Raw genomic sequence first — 15,763 nt, forward strand, 5'->3', positions numbered from 1 at the left:
CGGCCTTTACAAGGCAGAAGTTATTCATCGTCGCGGACCATGGCGTAACGTGCAGGCGGTTGAACTCGCCACGCTTGAATGGGTGGACTGGTTTAATCATCGACGCCTACTTGAGCCGATCGGCAACATCGCGCCGGCCGAAGCGGAAGCCCGCTACTATGAGCAAATCGCTGGAATGCCGATGGCAGCGTAACTCCAGCAAAACCGTCTCCGAAGTTCCCGGTGCGCTTCACAGACGCGCCAGACCAACGGCTTCATCGAAGCCATCAACGGCCTGTTTCAGGCCGCCAAACGCAAAGCACGCGGGTACGCTCGCTTCGAAACCATGCGCACTGTCCTGTTTCTCATCGCCGGAAAATTCGACTTCTCGCGCTTTAATGAGCATGCCCGATGAGCCCCGTTACCACTCCGTTTTCAAAAGAGCCTTAAAATTTTTATCGAGGTTCGACGCGCTGCAGAAAGCAACGCGCGCTCGAGCATATGTGTGTCTCTAATGGCCGCTATTAATCAGGGTTATGCAAGGCCTATGCCCTAATTAGAGGGCCGATCTCTGCCGTGCTCCTCGAATTGCGCCGCAACGATCCCAGTAGGATTCATGCAAGAGGCGACCTCGCCCGTGGTCGGCTTGACTGGTTTCCAACTGGACAACGATGATGACACCCTTCACATCCAATTCTTGGCCGAGCCCCAAGAGGCAAGTTGAGAACATTTCGCTGAACTATGACCGCTTGGCCGCCGATCCGGTCCTGAAACGGCAGCAGGAGTTTGAGGAACGGATGCATGTCTACGACGTTCTGATCGTCATCGGGCTTGCCACGGCCGCAATGGGTTTGCCGACGGTGTTTATTATGTTGTACTTTTTGAAAATGTAAGAGGCATTCGTTCTCAGACAGCATGTTTTCTTCTTGTCAAACATGGACGGTGCGAGGTTGCGATCCCTCGTGCAGTCAAAACGCGGGAAGGGGTGCCGAAAAAAGGGGCCGCCACCGATGGCGAGCCAAACCACTGAGAGACAGCAGCCGAGGCGCTGCATCCCCCTATCAACGGCACCAACATTGCAAACTTGAGCGGCTCGTTTCACAAGTCTTAACGGGCCGGCTTCAACCTGAACGAGACGCCGATAAACAACCACGTCGTCGACAAGGTTTGGTCGACAGGTGTACGAAACAACTTCAGTTTTGTTATCAGCTTGACTTTTTGTACCAGTACTTCGGCCAACACGTATGGCAAGCTGTAGAAGGGACAGAGGCAAGTCTCGATAGGCCGCTTTACCAACAGATTTTTAAAGATATAACGATCGTACCAGTTGGTACGTGTCGCGATGTTTGCGACGCCATTGCCGGGCTGAATGTTGTCCCTCAGCTTAACCACATGGAAAGCCGCGGACTTGTCGATGGTGATAACCGCGATGACTCAGCCTCTCTCCGAGAAAAGGGAGTTTCGGCCCTCGATGTTTACGTCGTTGAATCCGTCCCGGAACCGCGTCCCATCGCAGTAGTAGTTCAATCGAGCAGACGCGGAAATGGCTTTGTCGAGAGGGGTTTCCAAGAGGCCATGACAAGTTGCAATCGGGCTGACGAATGAGCCCCATCCCGCGCCCCATAGTTTTAATATGGTTTCTTCATTCCACTGCCTGGCGAAGCAGGCTCGTTTGGTGGCGACGGTCGTTCTGGCCCCGATCCGGAGACGTCGTTCTTTATGCTTGGCCCAGTCGCAGGGTTAGACGGATATCGATCGTCTGAGTGCAAATACGTCGACACATCGGTAGCGTTATCTTGTAAAGGCAAAGGATCATTTCTGGTTGGCTCGCCAACGACCGTCGCCGCGTTTCGGGGTCTTTCATTTTGGTCCGCCAGCGCAGCAACCGAGCAGACTAGGGCCAAAATTCCGAAAATCTTTGCGGTAACCATGCCGACTTCTTCCGTATGAAAGCCCTTCTTGACAGTCCAGGTGGACACCCCTGCACGACTCAAACGAGCACGGTGACCTGTTGGCAACTTGGCTCTCCCGATGAAAGACGGCTGCCTTTCGATGATGGATCTGCGCGGAACGTTAGGCCGCGCATCGGCTCGGCTCACCGTGAGATCAGCATTCCTATTACTACACCACCCAATGCAGCCATGACGATCGCTTTCCAAGGACTGTCGTGCACGAAATCATCGGTTGTTTCATTCGCGACTCGATATCTTTTGCCCAACGCATCTTGGACGTCGGAAAGCTTTTTCTTCGTTCTGACACCTTCCGCGGCCGACGGAGGGGTGTTGGCGTCAGCGTCCCAAGACTGCGACGCATCGCGGAAACTTCCTTCGCTGCCTACCGCCGAAGATTCGCTTCTCGGTGGTGGGGCATCTTCCTCACCGGCAGGGAACGGGTAAGCACTCCCATTTCTTTCGGTAACCAAGGAGTTGACGGATTTCTTAGGAGTTTCGTCCATGACATCGCCTTGAGGGTTGAGCGGCGTTGAGTTCAATCGGTTCGGAAGTTCGACTTTTAGCAGTTCTCTGATAGACGAGCAATCACTGTTCCACTATCACAGAACCCGCTGACGCGGATGATCGCGTTCTTTTCCCGGACGGTTGCTGTTTGTTTCCAGCCAAGTGCGAAGGGGAGGCGATATTTGAGTTGATAAGGCCGGTTAGACCTGACCCGCGCTTCGCGGGTTTTTCTTTGCGCTTTGACTAACAAGTTTTCCGGCCGGGCGCTGGGATGGCAAAAGATAGGTTTGAGTGTTGACGGTTGATAATCGGCTGATTGGACAATCTCGAACAGCACGGTCGCTAAGTTTGGATGATTAACATCGATGCATGCCGGCGGGCGCCGGCGCCCCTACCGAACGTTTGACGACGTACGCGCTGGCATTGTACAAATCGTTAAAGACGCGCGTGGACGCCATCGTCGTGAGGCGCGACTAGGGGCAGTCCCGTTGCTTGACCTATTCAGAACTAAATTGGCGATTCCATGCTTATACTTTTTGTCGAGGACGATTCCCGTCTGGCTGATGCGTTCGGTGCGCTTGCCAATGATCTGGGGCATCGGGCCGAAGTTGCATATGACGGTGCGACCGCATTGAAACTGACAGCCAATACCGTCTACGACGCTATTTTTCTTGATCTTGGATTACCTGACATCGATGGCCGCCACCTATGTCAGCAGTTCCGGGAAGCCAGCCAAAACTCGCAGGCATGCGTTGTCGCCATTACTGGACGATCGGATTTATCCGAGCAGGAACTGGCACCGTTCGATGGATATCTACTTAAACCTGTTGATCGCGAGGCACTCGAGGCGGTCATAAGCGGTTGTTAGTTTGCTTAGCTCCGCAAGGCATCGTGCCACAGTCCTTTTCGAGCCTCGGCCTTTTCACGAACTGAGGCCGTTGCCTGCGTCAGCGTATTCTCATTTCGTTCTTTTTACGCCTTGCTCCACGTCGTCGGCCGATGCCACTCGGTGAAGGTGCTTACTTCAAGGGCCTTCCGCGCCCCGAGCCGCCGTTGGTCCGGGCATCTGGCGGTGAATGGAAACCCTATCGGAGCGATCAGCGGATGCGTCAGCCCGCAGGCGGTGGAAGAAGCTGTGCGAGAGCAAGGTTTCTTTCCCGATCCCATGTCGAAATCAAAGATCCGTAGTGGCCATCGCTGGCCTCGCTCTTTCGCTGCTGCATCAGTTCAAAGAATAAGCCGTTTTTTCCAGTCGCCCCGCTCGAGGAGCGGAACGACAGCCGGCCTCAAAGCCTCCAGCTCGCAAGAATGACCCGCCGACGTTCCTGGAGTTTCTCAAGGAGTCGCCGCTCCTGCTTAATTGCCTCCGCTTCCTGCATTGAGAGAGCGCTACGCCCTGCGGATTTGAGTTCGATTCGCCGCTTCGCTTCATTGGCGTAGCGATCGATTGCCGCCAAACTATTGGGGAGTTGCACTACGCGTGACATTTCACGGTCCTGTTCTTGAGATCGATGGAAATTCTGTCAGCCTGTTCGCCTGGCCGATGTACGGTGTACCGCTCCCATGGACGCTTGGCGATGCTTGTCCCGCATCGGGGGTGCGCTTGTAATCGAGCAACGGCATCTAGAGCAAGCCGGGCCGAATGGTGAGTAAGAGCCAGCAAATGTGAACGCGGGCGTTCATTCGATCAACGTCTAGGCGCAGCAACAGACGATATTCCGACGCGTCATCAGTTCCGTCGTTCAGATGTTTTTGGCGCCATCCACGGGGTTCCGCCTTCATCATCCGCCTGTTGTGCGTCGTCCTTCGCCCCCTGGCGCAGACCATCGTTCATCTTTTCGTCGGCCTCTTCGATCGTGCCCTTGACCTTCTTGCCAACGCCTTCCAGCTCGTCTTTGATTCACGGCCACACTATTTATCGCCAGCGACGCGCGGGAAACGACCTGTTCGCCCGGGGCGGTGCCCTCGTTTTTTCCAACGTCAGAAGTCAAAACGGCTACGGCTCAATCGGGAGCGCAACTCTGTGGATTTCGATACCACTGTTGCGCCTGGCATCAGCTCACTCGACTGCGGGAAGAAATCGAATGTCGGCCTCATGACGAACCGCATGCGCCAGCGCGATCACCTCGCGCTCATTGTTCACCACGGTCGCAACGACCGCTTGACCCGTTGAGATGTTGAGGTCCACTAATTCCGCTAATGTAGTGCACTATTTCTGCTAATGAGAAATCTCAATAACCCGCTGATTCGACTGAGAAATTCGACTCATCTAACGCATTGACCTTGTTGCAACAGCGCAACGTTTCGCGAGGTTGTGCTCACTAAGTCTGCTAATACCCGTTGGCGGTCCACTAATTGTACTAATGTAGGCTCATCAGCCTGCCATTCGGTTCATCATGCTCAAGAGCGCCGGAAACCAGGGCCGCGAAGCGGTCATTGCCGGCATACTCCGTCCCGCTTGGGAGCGGATCACTTTCAGAAAGACAGGCTCAGCAGGCGGCCCATCTTCTCGGCGTGCACTGGACAACGGTGTATCGGTTACGCAAGCGGTTCCTGGCAGATCCTGTCACCAGCGCGGTCTGGCCTCGCGAGCGGGGTCCCAAGGCAGGGAACAACCGTCTAGAGCCGAGATGATCATCGACGAGGTGTTCACGACCTGGCTTCCCAAGCAGCTGCAACTGGCTCACCCGCTGGCCGACTTCACACTCGAAATCCGACGTCGATGTGTAGAAACGGGTGTGACTCCTCCAGGACGCAATACGGTCGCCCGGCGATTAACGGTACACCGGGAGGCCGGCAGTATGGCTGAGACCGGCAAACATGTTCCGGGAAACTTTCTCGTGGGAAGTCCGATGGACATTGTGCAGGTTGATCACACTCAGGCAGATGTCATGGTCGTTGATGCCGCTTCACGTCGGCCAATCGGTCGACCTTGGCTTTCTGTGGCGATCGACGTGGCGAGCCGCTCTGTAGTGGGCTTCTACGTCGGCATGGAGCGTCCGGGCGCAGCAACGGTCGCACTTCTACTCACGCGTGTTGCTCTACCCAAGGATGCATGGCTCGGTAGGCTCGGCTTGCAGATCGAATGGCCAATGCGCGGCGTACCAAAAGTGCTGCATCTAGATAACGCAGCCGAGTTCAAGAGCCAGGCGTTAAGGACTGGCTGCTCGGAATACGGCATTGAACTCATGTATCGCCCGATCGGCCGCCCGCATTTTGGCGGCCATATCGAGCGGTTGAACCGTACGCTGATGGAGAGAGTGCATGGTCTGCCGGGTACGACAGGATCATCTCCCAAGGGGCGCAAGGCTCGCTCGTCCGAAAAACAGGCCGCTTTGACGTTGAACGAATTTGAGCAATGGCTTGCTATAGAGATCGGACAGCGCTACCACCACAGTGCGCACCGCGGGCTGCGTGGCGCGACGCCGGCCAGCACATGGGCTGCCCTAACTGGCGCTGCAGCGGCACCGACCCTGCTTCCAGCACCGGAAGCACAATGGAAGTTCCTGCTGCAGTTTCTTCCTATCGCCAGGCGAACGGTCCAAGCAGACGGGATCACCCTATTCCACCTACGCTATTGGCGTCCAGTGTTCGCCGCATGGCGGCTAGAACAACGTGAGGTAGTGATTCGTTACCATCCTGATGACCTCTCAAGGATATTCATCAGCGTGCCGGGCAAGCCCTTTGTTGAGGCGCGATTTGCTGATTTGAGACGACCCCCGATCTCGCTTCGCGAACAACGCGCCATTGTCCGCCTTCTGCGTGATCAGGGACAAAATCCGATTTCTGAAGCGATGATCTTCCGAGCGATCGAAGAGCAACATCGATTGCTTGCACAGGCAAAACGCGACACGCGTCGTGCCAAGATGCACGACGGGCAACCAACGAGGCATGTGCACTCACAGGCGTCGCCTGCCCCGTTTCCTGTACCGCAGTCCCTCGCAGCTAGTCCACAGCCCGGACCGGTCGATTACAGCAAGCCGGCGCCCGCTTACGACGCCGAACCTTGGTGAAACGGACGATGAAGAACGATCCGCTCGGACACCTGCTGCCGGCCATCAGACCACAGGCCCAGCTCGACAACGCGTCGCGTATCCAATCCCTACTGCGCGACCGATGGATCGATTATCCGCGCGCCACTCAGGCGCTCGATACCCTTGAGCGCCTGCTCGCAACTCCGCGACGGGAACGCATGCCGTGTCTGGTGCTGCACGGCGACTCCAATATCGGCAAAACCCAAATCATTGCCAAGTTCCGGCGACAGCACCCCGACGAATTCGACGATCGACTTGGTGTGAACTGCGCCCTATCATTTCAATGCAGATGCCGCCGACACCCGACCAACATCGCTTCTACTCAGCATTGCTGTTCGAACTGGGCGCTCCGCATAACCCTGCAGCAAGCCTCGCCGTCCTTGAGCGGCTGGCGCGGGACCTGCTGAGACGAATGGCGCCTAGCATGCTCGTCGTCGACGAGATCCATCATCTGCTAGCCGGGACATACCGGGAGCAGCGTGCTGCGCTCAATTTATTGAAATTTCTCGCGAATGACCTGCGCGCCAGCATCGTTCTGGTTGGCACCGATGACGCAGTGCTCGCCCTGCAGAGCGACGCGCAGATGGTTAGCCGCTTTACACCGTTCGAGATACCGCGCTGGATGGAGAGTGAAACCTTTCGCAGGCTTCTGTCTGCATTCGAGCGCATTCTACCGCTGCGGTGTCCGTCCGGGCTCGCTCAGCGAGACATCGCCCAATACGTCCTGGCTGCCAGTTCCGGCCTCACTGGTGAAGTCTCCCGAATCTTAAACGCTGCCGCTGAATGCGCCATCCGTAACGGCGACGAAGCAATACGGCTTGATCATCTTGAACAGATAAGCAGCGTTGCGGTCCAATGACCTGCGTCCGTGTCCGGTTTCGCCTCGCCCCTTCGCTGATGAGGCGTTCGGAAGCTGGCTGGGACGTGTCGCCAGTCGCTATCAGTTGAGCGTCGCTCAGATATGGGAGTTTCATCGGCTAGGCGAATTCCCCACTCTGGGTAATACCGGCTGGGTTCTGTTTCCTCCGTTATCGGAAGGTGCGCTCCTCACGCTATCAAGTATCGCCCGTCTGGACCCTCACCGACTTGCGCGGATCCAAACCCCATCCAAGTGGATGTCAGACCGTCCGCACCTGCTCTACTGCTTTCGATGTCTTATGCTCAATCCTGTTGATATAGCCGCCCCCCGTTCGAAGCGGATATGGCTCGACACCGACATCGCCGCCTGCGAGTTGCACGGAACAACACTCGAGCAGTTTCTAGCAGCAATTGCGCGGCGAGCACGAAACATGGATCGGCTGCTTAATCTGGTAAGCAAGTACCGGCAGAACCTTCAAATCGCCTGACCTACGGTGTATTAGCAGAATTAGTGCACCCAGTAGCATAATTTAAGCCCCTCAACAGCGGCTGAAGCCGCCCTCCCTCAGTCGGGAGAGAGGAAAGAGGCGAGCGAGCCATTGACGCGCGAGGCTGGGCGAGAGAGGTTGTCGCTTTCCAGCGAGGCGCGGCCGCCATGGACCATTGAGAAACGCCCCTGACGACAAGCGAAAATCCTGACCGGATTTACGAAGAATTGGCCGTCGCGATCGCGCGCACTGTGCGCATCATGAGCGCTGACATCAGAGTCGGGCTCAACGCCGAAGGCGAAACGGCTCCAGTTCGAGACTACGTGGTGGAGTTCCGCGATCGATTTTTTCTTTGCGAGCTGAGAATCAAACCGCGTGGCTACACGCCTCCGCGAATCAACTTCTCCGACTTCTCCGCGCCGGGCGCCTCAGAGGAAAACGTTGGACATGGGACCGACGCAGACCATGAATTGACCGAGAAAATTGATTAGGCCCGACGCCTGCGCGCCCCGTCCCGCGGCGAAGCCGGCGCCTTGAATCTTGTTGCACGGCGAACTTCCATCACGGCGAATGCTCGTGCGGAGGGATCGGAGCCGGACTTGGCAGTCTCACATGCAAAACCGGTGCGCCTTTATGGCGGAGCGTGGCGAGGGCTGCGGGGATCGATGCGGAGGCGGGCACGACCGACACGCCCCCCTTCTTGGAGATGACCAGCAACTCGCGGAGGCTGCCGTCTTCATTCTCCACCGCCACGACGTAGTCGACGTCGTCGGTCGAGAATCCGCCGACAATGAGCGCGGAGGTTTGCCTGGAGCCTGTCTGATTTTGCATTGTCAATTCGGCCCGACGCCGACGCGGAAGATTTTTCGGCATTCTACGCCAAGGCGTTTTCTCGCCCCTGCAAAAAACGAGGGCGCGCGCGAGGGAGTCGCCCCCGCATGCGAACAGAAGATCTAGGCGCCGCCTTTCGCCATGGCCAACGCAGCCTGCCGTCAGTTGGCAAAGAGAAAACAAAGGCGCGGAGCCATTGTTGCGTACGGTTCGGCAAGAGAGGTTGTCGGCTTTCCAGCGAGGCGACGACAACATGGAACGGCGGGAAACGCCCCAACGACAAGCGAAAAGCTTGATCGAATTTACAAAGAATTCGCCGCCGCAATTGCAGACACTGCACGCATCATGAGCGTTCGCGTTGGCGCCAAGCTCAACGCCAAAGGCGAAAAGGATCAGGTCGATCGAGACTACGTTGTGGAATGCCGCGATCGCTTCTGCCGTTGCGAACTGAGAATCAAGCCCCTCGGCTATATGCCTCTGCAATTCAGCTTTTCCGAAGTGAGCTGCATGGTGATCGCGTAACCTGATCCTGCAAAAGCTTGAAAGAGACTCATGGCCGCCGCTTTCCACGGCAGAATCGGCGTCTAAAAGTCGCTCGCAAGACGATCAGCTACATGTCACCTGGGCTTATTTCCTGCGCGCGCACGACGGACCGAAGGCCCCTTGACGTGAAGCGTGGCAAGCACAGCGTCGATGATGGCCGAATCGCTGACGCATGACATTCTTTCTCCTTTGAATTTGACCAGCAACTCAAGAACGGCATCGTTTTCGGTGAACGCAGGGATTTGCGTTGAGCTTGTCTGGTTTTGCATTTCCGAATCGGCCCGGCGCTGACGTGGAGAGAATTGGTGAAATTCTCCGCCGAGGTGCAGCCTCCCCCTGCGCGAGACGCGAGCGCTCGCCAATCCGCTTGCCGTCGCGCGCAAGCTTCGCTTGTCCCACTTGCGCTCATCTTGACCCTCATGCCTTCCATCGACAACGCTCTCCGAAGAGTCCGCGACCCACAAAGCGGCCGCCCTTGTCGATGACGACTTTCCGCCAAGAATCAAACTAAAAAGTTTGGCGGCGACAGCTACCTTGATTATCTGGGCGTCCCCAGCACGCGCCAACGCGGCGACTTCGACGATTACGCGCGAGGAAAACACCCCGGATCTTGGCCCTCCGCCCTTCTGGACATGCCCCGGAGAAGACGCTCTCAGCTTGGGTGAGATTGCGGGCCCGAGCAAGTCGAGCGGCTCTCGCGCGGCCTTCATCCTTTGACCAGCGAGCCGTTGACGCAAGGCGCGGGCGACGCGCATGTCATGGGCCACGACATGGCCTTCGCGCCCAAAGACGTCTCAGTGGTCTTCGCTGCCACAGACGCCGCGACGAGCGCGGAGCTTGTCGCCTGCCTTCACGACGTGGCGCGACCGGCGCTCGGCTACGCCGAGCAAGCGTCGATCACTCGTCACGGGCGCGGCGGCGCAGTCAAGCAGTTCGCGGAAGCGTCGATCGCCGCGTGCTATACGTACTTCGCGAGCCGCGCGCTTGATCCGCAGTTGCACGTCCACGCGTTCCTGTTCAACGGGACAAGCGAGCGAGTTCCGATGAATGGAGCCCGCCCCGCGTTTCGCATTGACCATGCTGAGCTGTTGGCTCGACTGACTAAAAAACAATCGTGCGCGCCCCGCAACATGCCTTGGCCCTCATCTGCGCGGCCGAATGCTTGGCCGAACTCGATCAGTTCATGGAATTTGAGCGCGTTGTTCAGCTCGGCAAGATTGAGCTGCTGACGCCTGTCTTCACCTCGCGCGCGACGCTGGATTTTGGAGGCGACAATCAGCCGCCGCGTTCGCAACGGCGCCTGCGACCTTCAGCATCGCGTCGACCCTCGCCTCGTCGCCGCGCGGTTCGACGCCTTGAAGACCGAGCTTAAGCGCGATGCCCGCGCTTCGATTGCTCAACGCGCATGGGCGCTTGCGCTTTTTGCAAAGCCAAGCGGCCGCCGCCGAGTCGCTTGTGGCCGCATGGGCCGGCGACAAGGCAGAGCTGCCGAAGAGAATCATGATCGCCGGAACGCGCTTGGAAGTCAGGGGCTCAACGCGCGCGCCAGGGCCTGCCTCGTCGAGCGGGGAGACGTGCGCGACGCCGACGGCCTTGAAATCGAGATCAAGTGACGCGACCACACAACGGACCTTAAACGCTTGGCCGCGGGCGACCGTGTATAGCCAAAAAAGCGACCAAAAAGCACGACGAGTCAAGAAATCCGGCGACTCACATCAGCGCGGCCGCCGCGCGAATTTGAAGCAAACACCCCCGCGCTTCTTCGTTGTTTTTCTCCGCCGCCTGCGCGAGTTGAAGCATCGCCGCAAAACTCTTGGCGAAATCGCGCAGGTGGCGCGCGGCTTCCCCCTCCTCCGCTCCGGAGCGATTCGCCTCCGCTTGCTCGATGACGGGCTCAAGCTCTTGCGCTGCTCGCGCGCAATCTCGCAGGCCTGCGGCCACCGAAAGGCATGGCGTGGACAAAATGCGGTTGAACGCTTCCTCAAGGCGCAGAGCGCCCTGCGCGCCGTGCCCGCCTCGTCGCTTTGCGTTCCGAAGGGCGGCCAGAGACGCCGCCCGAAGCGCTTCGATTTCTCGCTCTTCTTCGCGCAGGCTCGCGCCCGCTCGCTCGGCCAACTTTCTGGCGTCGCGAAGCTCCGCGAGCATCGCCCGCAAATCAACGCTTTCTTCTTTCATGTCCGCTCGCTTTTGTAGGAGAAGGCGCGGCCATCTCTGCCATCGCTGTCGTCAACGTGTTGTCGGCCCGGCCGCCCGCATCTTTAGCTCGCGCTCCGCCTTGCCTGAAACGCCCGACGGCTTAATTGAGCGATGGCTCTAGTCGGCGCTCGGTGTGCGATTGCGCACTGCTCTGGCTAGCTTGCGGCGCGAAACTCATTGAGCGCCGAGGGCAATTTGGTGCCGAAAACATTCAAAAACCCAAAAAGAAAACGAAAAGAAAATGTGCTTCCCGACAAACTGGCGGGCTGCGGCCCAGCGCGCCAAGCGCGCCTTGTCCATGAACGCCGACGACGCGGCGGACGCCGCCGCGCCGAAGGAGGCGCGACGCCCCGATGGACCCGAGCCGGCGTCCTCCATCGAATACCGGGAGTCGCATCGCGGATTTTCGATCCGAGTCTTCTCCAACAATGACGGCTCCTTCTCGGTTCACGTGGAGGGCGGACGCGGCGAAGACGCCGCGAAAATCGAGAAGCGTCTCGCCGACGTAGGCGTTTCCATCGCGCAAAAGTTTCCATCGTTCGAGCGCGCGATGCGGTCCGTCGAGCTCGCAAAGCGCGCGATTGGCCCGTTTGCTGCGGATCGCGGCGACTGACGTTCTTGCTTGCGCTATCCTTTCGGAGACCTGCAAAGCCAACAGCATTGAGCCGTACCAATACCTCATCGCGTTGTTCAAAGGTCTACCGCACGCGCACACCGCCGACGACTACGAGGCTTTGCTGCCCTGGCGACTGAACCCAACCATGGCCTGACGCATGTTGCATGGCAATGCGCAAGGGACACCGTTTAATGCGCGTTTCCGTTTAAAGCGCTATTGCGTTCACGATCGAGAAGATCTAGCAGGCGCTGAACATCTATCGGCTTCACGAGATGATGATCGAATCCAGCCGCCTGGGTACGCAGGTGGTCCTCCGCTTGTCCATAACCGGTAACCGCAATCAGCACCGGCTTCGCTGATCCCTTGTCCCTGATTCGTCTGGCGAGTTCGTATCCGTCGATCTCCGGCAGACCTATATCGAGGAGTGCCACATCAAAGTGCTGAGTTTCGACCGCGTCGATGGCAGCTCTCGATTCGTACACGACGGTCGCAGTGTGCCCCTCGACCTCGCACAACATTCCCAACGAATCGGCTGCATCATGATTGTCGTCGACAATCAGTACGCGTGCCGCACCGGACCCAAGGGCTCCTAAGTCGGGCATGAAAGAATCTTCCACCGGCTGGGCGTTATCCGGATGAATCAGCGGCAAATTGATCGTGACGGTCGTACCCAAGCCCGGTCCCGGGCTCGTCAACGATATGGCTCCATCATGAAGTTGTACCAACCGCTTCACGAGCGACAAGCCGATCCCGAGGCCGCCTTCGGACCGATCGAGTGTCCGTTCGCCTTGGGAGAACAAGTCGAATATGTGAGGAAGCAGGGTCGGCGAGATGCCGCTGCCGTTATCGGACATCGTAATGGTGGCCGTGTCGCTCAATGCGGCCACTGCGATTCGAATGCTCCCTTCTTCTTGCGTGTACTTACTCGCATTATTCAGTACGTTCACGAGCACTTGCGAGAGCCGCGTGGCATCGCCGCAGACCCAGACGGGCGTTAACGGCAGTTGGACCGAAACGTTCTGTCGACGGCTCGTCGTCATCGACGCAACCGTTTCGAGTGCCGCGTAGACTGCCGAGCCAACCAGCATTGGAGTACGCTGAAGCTTAATTTGCCCATGCGTGATGCGTGAGACGTCCAGGAGATCGTCGACCAGACGCGCCATGCTGTCGATCTGACGATGAATCATGCCTACAAGGTCCGAGGCGCGCTGCTCAGACTGCTCCGGACGCTCTAACAATGTGATCGCGGTTCTCATCGGCGCCAATGGATTTCGCAGCTCATGCGCTAGCATTGCAAGAAACTCGTCCTTGCGGCGATCGGAATCACGCAGCGTCAGTTCAAGTTGCTTACGTTCGTTGATATCGACCACACTGCCGACGAGGCGATGCGGGTGTCCTTCGCTATCGCGCTGTAAGACAATACAGCCTTGCACCCACTGCGCTCCGCCATCAGCAACCGTTCGAAATTCGATTGGGTGGTCAAACATCTCGCCGCGAGCCGCTGTTTGCAACGCAGCGTCAACGAGCCCTCGGTCTTCTGGATGCACTCGGGTCAAGACGCTTGAATAGGGTAGGCCTGTTGTGCCATCTGCGTCGTTCAACGACGTTTGATCATCGTCCCAGTGGACGCACCAGTTGCTCAGATCAACGTGGCCGGTTGTCGTGCGCGCACCCCGCATTGCAACGAACAGCCGGAGATCGCGATCCTTGATCGCTGCAATCCCCTCCTCTTCCTGCGTCCGGTCCACGGTCACGCAGAACCATTCGACGAGCTCGTCTGTATCGTCGAAGATAGGCACGATGCGCGCCGTCATCGAACGATAGCCTTGCTCGCGCTGCATCAAGCGAAACGCTAACGTGCTGCAGAGCCGATCCTTAACGACGCCACGCCATTGACGACGGACGCGTTCGCGGTCGTCCGGATGCACGGCGTCGAACCATCCTGCATCGATTCGTTGGCGAGTGGCGAAACCCGTGAATCGTGCCCACTCTTCCGCGCCCATGAGAATTTGATGGCCCGAAGCGTCAGTCGCCCAGGCAAGTTCGCTACTGAGTTCTGTCAACGCACGATGTCTACGCTCGCTCGCAAGCAATTGCGCCTGTAGCCGGTAAAGCTCCGTCACGTCATAAGTCACGCCGAAGACTCGTGTAATACGCGACTGCGTTGCGTCGACTTCGCTTTCGCCCTTGAGTTGAAACAGACGTCGCTCGCCATTCGCGATAACGAATGGAAACGTAAGCTCGAACGGCGCGTCCCGACGCAACGCATCTGATACCGCTTCTGCGAACTGATTGCGCTTCTCAGGGGCAACTCGGTCCCACAGTTCGTTCAGCGGGACCTCACCGGTATCTTCAGAATAGCCGTAGATCTCGGCAGCGACGGGCGTAAGAGTCGCCGTGTTGTGTTCGAGGTCCCAAAGCCATGCACCGATGCGTGAGCTCGCCAAGGCCCGTTCAAGCAACGCCTCGTTGGATCTGCAGCGGGCAAGCGAAACAACCAATTCGTCGAGACTTGCTGCCATCGCGTACCTCAGCTAACTAGGCGCTTAAGAAAATGCTCGTGTGATCCGTCTCGAGCACTGACCAGTTGAACCGCCCGATGATATCGCACGTCTGACGATTTCTTCTATCTAAACGAGATGCATGCGCTCTTCAGCTGAAGAGTATGAATGCTTGAAAGCGACGGCCTGAGGACATCAGATGTTTCTGGCTAGTACGCTAAAAGAACTAGTCCGATGTGGTTGTTGGTGCCTGCCCGAATAACGTTTTGAGGCAGAACAAATCTTCGTGACCTTTTCGATCAACGCCGCGTCGTCGCCAGACCAGTGCTGCAGTAGCGATTCCACACGCACCAATCCGGGGGTTAGTCTTAGATTGAGGCACGCTATGCAAATGCTCTCCTCCCAGCCTGCGACTCACTTCGATTGACGCGCGCTTCGCGACGCAACTGGTCTGAGCCTAATTTTACGGTGATAACTGTCGTTAGCTGGTCTATCCCCCAAGCAATCGATAACCATGCATCGATTCACGCCCCATTCCTCCGCACAGGCCGCCAGATTCGTCTTAGCAACGCTTCTGACGGTCTCCGTACTCTCCGGTCTCTGGGAACTGAAACTCGAAGGCTGGACGACGGCCTTACTGGGTCTTTCTTACGAAGCTAATTTCGAAGCCGCAGAGCGGTGGCGCTTTATCTTGACCTCGACCGGGTTTTCAGCTCTCGCTCTGATATTCCCTGGCGTGCGCATAGCGGGGTTACTTGCCATCCAGCGTAAAGCGTTCGCTGCGTTGCGGGCGGAGCAAAATAGAAGCGATTCCCTTGCGCGGCATGATTCATTGACGGGTCTAAACTGAACCGCCCCGACTTTGTCGGAGACCGCCGAGTTGGGCGCTACGCCGCGCGAGCGGATCGCACCAGATTCCGATTGTAGACTTCCTCTGCTTGCGCAGGCGATACGTACCCGAGCGGGCCGAGCAGCCGATGGTGGTTACACCAGTGAACCCATTCGAGCGTGGCGAGCTCGACGTCTTGGAGTGTGCGCCATGAACGCCGATGTACAACTTCGGCCTTATACAAGCCGTTGATCGTTTCGGCCAGAGCATTGTCATAGGACTCGCCGACAGTTCCGACAGATGGCTCAACGCCCACGTCCACCAAACGTTCGGTGTACCGAATGCTGAGGTATTGGGCGGATTCAACCGGTCGTCGCAACACTGGATTGTTGAACAGATTTTAGGTATTCGTCCAGAGCTTCTGCAGGCGTC

Annotated in this window: 20 protein-coding genes and 3 pseudogenes; 16 read left to right on the plus strand and 7 right to left on the minus strand. The window is 57.7% G+C overall.

Annotation, left to right across the window (positions count from 1 at the left end; genetic code table 11):
• From NCT03_RS32865 to NCT03_RS32875, 3 genes and pseudogenes are all read left to right on the plus strand, one after another.
• Positions 1 to 193 (plus strand): IS3 family transposase (locus NCT03_RS32865; protein ID WP_250495436.1); only part of this gene is annotated, 193 nt, incomplete at its 5' end.
• Between the two features lie 36 nt (positions 194 to 229).
• Positions 230 to 394, plus strand: a pseudogene (locus NCT03_RS32870) (transposase); the annotation flags it as partial.
• A gap of 256 nt (positions 395 to 650) precedes the next feature.
• Positions 651 to 872: a hypothetical protein gene (locus NCT03_RS32875; protein ID WP_250495437.1), complete on the plus strand. Its 222-nt coding sequence runs from the start codon at positions 651 to 653 to the stop codon at positions 870 to 872.
• A gap of 1,202 nt (positions 873 to 2,074) precedes the next feature.
• Here NCT03_RS32875 and NCT03_RS32880 read toward each other — a convergent pair.
• Positions 2,075 to 2,434, minus strand: a complete 360-nt coding sequence (locus tag NCT03_RS32880) for an ElaB/YgaM/YqjD family protein (protein ID WP_250470164.1) — start codon at positions 2,432 to 2,434, stop codon at positions 2,075 to 2,077.
• A gap of 524 nt (positions 2,435 to 2,958) precedes the next feature.
• Between NCT03_RS32880 and NCT03_RS32885 the strand changes: the two genes are divergently transcribed.
• On the plus strand, positions 2,959 to 3,303 hold the full coding sequence (locus tag NCT03_RS32885; RefSeq protein WP_250470165.1) for a response regulator: 345 nt from the start codon (positions 2,959 to 2,961) through the stop codon (positions 3,301 to 3,303).
• A gap of 1,191 nt (positions 3,304 to 4,494) precedes the next feature.
• Here the strand turns inward: NCT03_RS32885 and NCT03_RS33965 are convergent.
• On the minus strand, positions 4,495 to 4,623 hold the full coding sequence (locus tag NCT03_RS33965) for a hypothetical protein (protein ID WP_284503571.1): 129 nt from the start codon (positions 4,621 to 4,623) through the stop codon (positions 4,495 to 4,497).
• A 341-nt stretch (positions 4,624 to 4,964) separates the two neighbouring features.
• Here NCT03_RS33965 and NCT03_RS34300 point away from each other — a divergent pair, with 341 nt between their 5' ends.
• The 6 genes from NCT03_RS34300 to NCT03_RS32910 all read left to right on the plus strand — a co-directional run bounded on the left by NCT03_RS34300 (position 4,965) and on the right by NCT03_RS32910 (position 8,306).
• Positions 4,965 to 5,069: a hypothetical protein gene (locus tag NCT03_RS34300; RefSeq protein ID WP_350030207.1), complete on the plus strand. Its 105-nt coding sequence runs from the start codon at positions 4,965 to 4,967 to the stop codon at positions 5,067 to 5,069.
• The gene (locus NCT03_RS32890) at positions 5,066 to 6,448 is read left to right on the plus strand and encodes a TnsB C-terminal domain-containing protein (protein ID WP_250495438.1); all 1,383 of its coding nucleotides are present in this window, start codon (positions 5,066 to 5,068) and stop codon (positions 6,446 to 6,448) included. The genes NCT03_RS34300 and NCT03_RS32890 overlap by 4 nt, the downstream gene beginning before the upstream one ends.
• A gap of 8 nt (positions 6,449 to 6,456) precedes the next feature.
• A complete protein-coding gene (locus tag NCT03_RS32895) occupies positions 6,457 to 6,876 on the plus strand; it encodes a TniB family NTP-binding protein (RefSeq protein ID WP_250470168.1) in 420 nt (139 codons plus the stop codon).
• On the plus strand, positions 6,759 to 7,328 hold the full coding sequence (locus NCT03_RS32900) for a TniB family NTP-binding protein (RefSeq protein ID WP_250470170.1): 570 nt from the start codon (positions 6,759 to 6,761) through the stop codon (positions 7,326 to 7,328). Before NCT03_RS32895 ends, NCT03_RS32900 begins: the two co-directional genes overlap by 118 nt.
• The gene (locus NCT03_RS32905; protein ID WP_250495439.1) at positions 7,315 to 7,815 is read left to right on the plus strand and encodes a TniQ family protein; all 501 of its coding nucleotides are present in this window, start codon (positions 7,315 to 7,317) and stop codon (positions 7,813 to 7,815) included. The genes NCT03_RS32900 and NCT03_RS32905 overlap by 14 nt, the downstream gene beginning before the upstream one ends.
• Positions 7,816 to 8,075: 260 nt before the next feature.
• A complete protein-coding gene (locus tag NCT03_RS32910) occupies positions 8,076 to 8,306 on the plus strand; it encodes a hypothetical protein (protein WP_250495440.1) in 231 nt (76 codons plus the stop codon).
• Positions 8,307 to 8,376: 70 nt separating this feature from the next.
• Here the strand turns inward: NCT03_RS32910 and NCT03_RS32915 are convergent, their stop codons facing one another.
• On the minus strand, positions 8,377 to 8,646 hold the full coding sequence (locus tag NCT03_RS32915) for a hypothetical protein (protein WP_250470174.1): 270 nt from the start codon (positions 8,644 to 8,646) through the stop codon (positions 8,377 to 8,379).
• A 141-nt stretch (positions 8,647 to 8,787) separates the two neighbouring features.
• On the opposite strand from NCT03_RS32915, the gene NCT03_RS32920 reads away from it, so the two are divergent.
• The gene (locus tag NCT03_RS32920; RefSeq protein ID WP_250470177.1) at positions 8,788 to 9,168 is read left to right on the plus strand and encodes a hypothetical protein; all 381 of its coding nucleotides are present in this window, start codon (positions 8,788 to 8,790) and stop codon (positions 9,166 to 9,168) included.
• A 95-nt stretch (positions 9,169 to 9,263) separates the two neighbouring features.
• Here NCT03_RS32920 and NCT03_RS32925 read toward each other — a convergent pair whose 3' ends face one another.
• Positions 9,264 to 9,791, minus strand: coding sequence for a hypothetical protein (locus NCT03_RS32925; protein WP_250495441.1), 528 nt, complete (start codon positions 9,789 to 9,791; stop codon positions 9,264 to 9,266).
• 126 nt (positions 9,792 to 9,917) lie between these two features.
• On the opposite strand from NCT03_RS32925, the gene NCT03_RS32930 reads away from it, so the two are divergent.
• Positions 9,918 to 10,418 carry a relaxase domain-containing protein gene (locus tag NCT03_RS32930; RefSeq protein ID WP_250470185.1) on the plus strand — a complete coding sequence of 167 codons (501 nt, stop codon included), beginning with the start codon at positions 9,918 to 9,920 and terminating at the stop codon, positions 10,416 to 10,418.
• A 33-nt stretch (positions 10,419 to 10,451) separates the two neighbouring features.
• Positions 10,452 to 10,802, plus strand: coding sequence for a hypothetical protein (locus NCT03_RS32935; protein WP_250470179.1), 351 nt, complete (start codon positions 10,452 to 10,454; stop codon positions 10,800 to 10,802).
• Positions 10,803 to 10,899: 97 nt separating this feature from the next.
• On the opposite strand, the gene NCT03_RS32940 is transcribed toward NCT03_RS32935, so the two are convergent.
• Positions 10,900 to 11,364, minus strand: a complete 465-nt coding sequence (locus tag NCT03_RS32940; protein ID WP_244832082.1) for a hypothetical protein — start codon at positions 11,362 to 11,364, stop codon at positions 10,900 to 10,902.
• 319 nt (positions 11,365 to 11,683) lie between these two features.
• Here NCT03_RS32940 and NCT03_RS32945 point away from each other — a divergent pair, with 319 nt between their 5' ends.
• Both NCT03_RS32945 and NCT03_RS32950 read left to right on the plus strand, forming a co-directional pair.
• Complete coding sequence (locus tag NCT03_RS32945) at positions 11,684 to 11,998, plus strand: hypothetical protein (protein ID WP_244832081.1); 315 nt, start codon at positions 11,684 to 11,686, stop codon at positions 11,996 to 11,998.
• Between the two features lie 19 nt (positions 11,999 to 12,017).
• A pseudogene (locus tag NCT03_RS32950) lies at positions 12,018 to 12,155 on the plus strand (transposase domain-containing protein); the annotation flags it as partial.
• A gap of 34 nt (positions 12,156 to 12,189) precedes the next feature.
• On the opposite strand, the gene NCT03_RS32955 reads toward NCT03_RS32950, so the two are convergent.
• Positions 12,190 to 14,523 (minus strand): PAS domain-containing hybrid sensor histidine kinase/response regulator, encoded by a 2,334-nt coding sequence (locus NCT03_RS32955; protein WP_250495442.1) that lies wholly within the window; start codon positions 14,521 to 14,523, stop codon positions 12,190 to 12,192.
• A gap of 493 nt (positions 14,524 to 15,016) precedes the next feature.
• Between NCT03_RS32955 and NCT03_RS32960 the strand changes: the two genes are divergently transcribed.
• Positions 15,017 to 15,352, plus strand: a complete 336-nt coding sequence (locus tag NCT03_RS32960) for a hypothetical protein (protein WP_250470183.1) — start codon at positions 15,017 to 15,019, stop codon at positions 15,350 to 15,352.
• A gap of 37 nt (positions 15,353 to 15,389) precedes the next feature.
• Here NCT03_RS32960 and NCT03_RS32965 read toward each other — a convergent pair.
• Positions 15,390 to 15,689, minus strand: a pseudogene (locus NCT03_RS32965) (integrase core domain-containing protein); the annotation flags it as partial.
• Positions 15,690 to 15,763: the final 74 nt, after the last annotated feature.

It is taken from the genome of Caballeronia sp. GAWG1-1 (genome assembly GCF_023631465.1).
Lineage (GTDB): Bacteria > Pseudomonadota > Gammaproteobacteria > Burkholderiales > Burkholderiaceae > Caballeronia.

Excerpts from the sequence above, each read along its gene's own strand:
- NCT03_RS32900 (WP_250470170.1), top strand. The coding sequence starts at position 6,759 with ATGCCGCCGACACCCGACCAACATCGCTTCTACTCAGCATTGCTGTTC.
- NCT03_RS32960 (WP_250470183.1), top strand. The coding sequence starts at position 15,017 with ATGCATCGATTCACGCCCCATTCCTCCGCACAGGCCGCCAGATTCGTC.
- NCT03_RS32885 (WP_250470165.1), top strand. The coding sequence starts at position 2,959 with ATGCTTATACTTTTTGTCGAGGACGATTCCCGTCTGGCTGATGCGTTC.
- NCT03_RS32895 (WP_250470168.1), top strand. The coding sequence starts at position 6,457 with ATGAAGAACGATCCGCTCGGACACCTGCTGCCGGCCATCAGACCACAG.
- NCT03_RS32875 (WP_250495437.1), top strand. The coding sequence starts at position 651 with ATGATGACACCCTTCACATCCAATTCTTGGCCGAGCCCCAAGAGGCAA.
- NCT03_RS32955 (WP_250495442.1), bottom strand. The coding sequence starts at position 14,523 with ATGGCAGCAAGTCTCGACGAATTGGTTGTTTCGCTTGCCCGCTGCAGA.
- NCT03_RS32940 (WP_244832082.1), bottom strand. The coding sequence starts at position 11,364 with ATGAAAGAAGAAAGCGTTGATTTGCGGGCGATGCTCGCGGAGCTTCGC.
- NCT03_RS32880 (WP_250470164.1), bottom strand. The coding sequence starts at position 2,434 with ATGGACGAAACTCCTAAGAAATCCGTCAACTCCTTGGTTACCGAAAGA.
- NCT03_RS32915 (WP_250470174.1), bottom strand. The coding sequence starts at position 8,646 with ATGCAAAATCAGACAGGCTCCAGGCAAACCTCCGCGCTCATTGTCGGC.
- NCT03_RS32920 (WP_250470177.1), top strand. The coding sequence starts at position 8,788 with ATGGCCAACGCAGCCTGCCGTCAGTTGGCAAAGAGAAAACAAAGGCGC.
- NCT03_RS32945 (WP_244832081.1), top strand. The coding sequence starts at position 11,684 with ATGAACGCCGACGACGCGGCGGACGCCGCCGCGCCGAAGGAGGCGCGA.
- NCT03_RS32910 (WP_250495440.1), top strand. The coding sequence starts at position 8,076 with ATGAGCGCTGACATCAGAGTCGGGCTCAACGCCGAAGGCGAAACGGCT.
- NCT03_RS32890 (WP_250495438.1), top strand. The coding sequence starts at position 5,066 with ATGATCATCGACGAGGTGTTCACGACCTGGCTTCCCAAGCAGCTGCAA.